This is a genomic window from Pedococcus sp. P1_H8, assembly GCF_056405175.1.
Genome location: NZ_JBFUCP010000225.1, coordinates 1 through 455 on the forward strand (window position 1 = coordinate 1; position 455 = coordinate 455).

Sequence of the window (455 nt, forward strand, 5' to 3'; positions counted from 1 at the left end):
GCCTGGACCAAGCGGGATGCTGCCCCGCAGCCGCGGTCCACCTCGATCAGTCACCCAGCCAGAATCTCACAGACCGCCGCCGGCGCCATCCGGCGCGCCGGATCCGGCCCGCTCCGCGGCACCGCGGAGCAGGTCCGCAATGGCAGCCGCGGACTCGACCGGCGCCTCCCGTTGAGCCATGTGCCCGACCCCCTCCAGCACCCGCAATCGGCCGCCGGGGATCGCCTCGGCGACCCGGCGCGCGAGCCCCACCCCGACCAGTCGATCGGCCTCGCCCCAGATCACCAGGGTCGGTGCGAGCACCGCCCGGGCCGCGCCCCAGTGGCGGCCACGACCTGCCGTCCAGCTGTGCAGCAACGAGGTGAAGGTGCGGGCGACCGCCACCGCCGACCACGACATGGCGGCCCGGTCCTCGGCCAACGTCACGTCCTGACCGAGCCGCACCGGGTCGATGC

General features: G+C 74.9%; 1 protein-coding gene. It reads right to left on the reverse strand.

Going from position 1 to position 455, the window contains the following annotated elements; translation table 11 throughout:
- Positions 1–66 precede the first annotated feature (66 nt).
- Positions 67–455 (reverse strand): alpha/beta fold hydrolase (locus tag AC1DYG_RS19710; protein ID WP_477641544.1); only part of this gene is annotated, 389 nt, incomplete at its 5' end.